Annotated in this window: 2 protein-coding genes; both read right to left on the minus strand. The window is 69.8% G+C overall.

Features of this window, described 5'->3' with window-relative positions; all coding sequences use genetic code 11:
- The coding region (locus AXW62_RS39440; RefSeq protein ID WP_079115998.1) for a DEAD/DEAH box helicase at positions 1-1,887 on the minus strand (1,887 nt) is incomplete at its 3' end.
- Positions 1,888-1,930: 43 nt separating this feature from the next.
- Positions 1,931-2,464, minus strand: a complete 534-nt coding sequence (locus AXW62_RS39445) for a hypothetical protein (RefSeq protein WP_060948536.1) — start codon at positions 2,462-2,464, stop codon at positions 1,931-1,933.
- Positions 2,465-2,941 lie beyond the last annotated feature (477 nt).

Consider the following 2,941-nt stretch of genomic DNA (forward strand, 5'->3'; position numbering starts at 1 on the left):
CTCTAGCTCTCCAGCGCGCAGCGCTTTGCGCTGTTGGTGCACCCAGCGCCCCAGCGGGAAGTCCTTCGTCAGGCCGACTTCGGTCTCCACGTCGTAGGGCACGGCGTGCAGGCCGGTGATCTCGTTCTCGGCCCGCCAGCGGATGAGGGCCTGGTAGCCCTCCAACCACACCAGCGACTCGGGCCGGTATACCCGCGTACGGAGGAACGCGGAGATCGTCGCCGCGTCCCTTGGAGAGGAGAAGTAGAGAAGAGCCGATTCGGCGGCGGCCTGGGTGTCGTCGTGCTCCTGGTCCTCGCCGGCGCCGATGATCCGACCCTCTTCGTCCCGCTTCACGTGCACCTTGCGCGCGTGCTTGCCGCGGGTGAAGGCACGGGAGGCGAGCTGCTCAACGAGTCGTTCATCATGACTGCGGAGGCCCTGGAGCACAGCGACCAACCCGGCATACGAGGCGGAGGCGACCATGTCGGCGGGGTCCTCGCCGGCCTGGAGGAACACCGGCACGATGATCCGGGCGACCTTGGTGGAGCCGTCGCGGTTGAGGCGCAGCGCGCGGCCGATGTTCTGCACGATCTCTACCTGCGAGCCGCGGGTGTCGGCGAAGCAGATCGCCTCCACCCCGCGCTCGCCGGTGATGTCGACGCCTTCCCCGAGGACCCGCACGGAAGCGAGGAACGCCCGGTGTACGCGCCGGTTGTTCGCGTCGATCCCGCCTGCGAACTGCCGCAGCACCTCCCGGCGTTCGGCGACGAGGTGGTCGCCGCACAGCCACGCCGACCACACCCGGTCCGGCGGGACGTGGCGACCGGCCTCCAGCTCGTAGAACTCCGCCTCGATGGACGACCTCGGCAGCCGGTCGGCCTGGGCCAGGTCGTCGTCGGAGGCGTCGTTGACGTACAGCTCGGCAGCGGTCTCCGGCAGCTTCTCCGCGAACGCCGCTGCCTCCTCCACCCGCTGGTGGAACGTCATCACGGTGCGCAGGTTCCACTTCGCGGCGTGCTCCAGGAGCGCCGTCTGCAGGAGCGCCATGCGTCGGCCCCGCAGCGCCTCGTCCGACTCCCCGAAGACGGGGGAGGGATCGCGGATCTCCAGCACGTCGATCTCGAACCCGGCGAGGATGCCCCGCTCGATTGCCTCCGAAAGCCCCAGCTCGGCCAGCCACGGCCCGTACGTCTCGGAGTCCTGGCCCATCGACGCGATCTCCAGCTCCTGGCCGCCCGCAGCCCTTCGCGGCTGGGGAGGAGCCGCCAGAATGCGCGGAGTCGCCGTGAGGTAGAGCCGGAAGTCGGCGGGGATCCGCTGGTTGTCGTGGATCGCGGCCCACGGCCGCCCGAGATCACCGGCGGTGCCGTGGGCCTCATCCACGATCGCGAGGTCGAAGCCTGTCATCTGCTGCCCGTACAGCCGCTCTCCGCCCGCCAGAGCGGCCTCCAGCGGCCCGCGAACCTTCCGCTGCCCCTCGGGTGCGTCAATGTCCTCGCGGTCCACCAGCGAGGCGTACGTGGCGAACACGACCACCGGCCCCGACCCGGCCCACAGCGCGAGCTGGATGGGGTGGGTGGTGGTGCGCACGCCCAGCTCGTTCAGCACCGGGTCGTTCTCCAGCGAGCACACTGCCACCATCGGGGCCCGGTGGCCCACCAGGCGCCACGCCTGGGCGGTCTGCACGAGCAGGTCCAGGGTCGGCACGGTCACGAGGATCCGGCCGTCCCGGAAGCACTCCAGCGCGCACGCGGCGGCTGTGATCGTCTTGCCCGACCCGGTGGCTGACACGATCGTGCCCCGCGCCCCTTCCGGGGGCACAGATGACCTTGCAGGGAATCCCACCCACTTGCGGAAAGCCGCCTTCTGGTCGACCTGGTGTTCCTTGAGCTGAATACCCGGCATTTTGCAATCCTCCTCTAACTCGTTTTCTGACCGCTTTGGGAAATCACCGGGACGGCGTGAAAGGCGGGACTGACACCGTACCGTCGTCGCCCACGACGACCCGTTCCGCGAGCTGCGCCAGGACCTGGGCAGGCATAAGCCCGGCCCGATCGGCCACCGCCCGGATCAGCCGACTGGGCGCGGCAGACAGCCACAGCTCCGCCCGCAGCTCATCCGCCTCCTCCCGACGCCGCGCCTCGAAGGCGGCCCGGGCCGCGAGAGCACCGTCACGCCGTTCTTCGCGCTCCCGAGCCCACGTGGAGCCCTCGGTGTCCCGCACCGGCTCGTACGCGTCCCAACCGGCCTGAGCCATCAAGGCCCTGACGCGCCGCCACTCCGCGTGCGTTGCCCCCCAGATGGCAGCCAGCCGCTCCGGGTCCATCTGGATCTCGGAGAAGGAACCGCCTCGCCTCAGCTGCTCTGCTGTCTCACGCTCGCGGGCAGCAGCCTCCGCGACCTTCTCCGCAACGGCGGCCATATCGAGGCCCTTTGACTGACACCTAACTTGATCCCGCGTCACATCCTGAGCACTCCACATGCGGTTTCCCTTTTCCTATTGCCGAGTATCGGCCCGGCCCTGGGTGGTTGGGGGGTGTCTTGTGTTTTCGCCAACGGTACATGCTGCATCATCCTGATGCAGCCACTACACTGGAACCCACCCGAACGAGCGACCCCCACTCCTCGTAGTCAGCCCGGCCCGCGGTAGCGGGCCCCGGCGGTTCTGGAGGCGCAGCCGGAAGGACCGTCAGGCGGGGAGCGCAGCGGCTCCGCCCGAGGAGTGCGGAGCAACTCCTCAACTCCCGTACTGGAGGCCCCGCTAGCCGCACCTGACATCCCGTCAGTCACGGCCGCGCGATGCGCGGCAGCCGGACGCGCAGCGGCCGGCTCCACCGGTCCCTGGAGCGCAGCGGAGGGGACCGCCCTCGCATCGCGAGGGCCAGCGGGAGCGCAGCTCCCGCAACTGCCCCGCGCAGCGGGGCAGTTCGCTTGCACATCGCGCAGCGATGTGGTACCC

Origin of the sequence: Streptomyces hygroscopicus subsp. hygroscopicus, from assembly GCF_001553455.1 — a bacterium.
GTDB classification, from domain to species: domain Bacteria; phylum Actinomycetota; class Actinomycetes; order Streptomycetales; family Streptomycetaceae; genus Streptomyces; species Streptomyces hygroscopicus.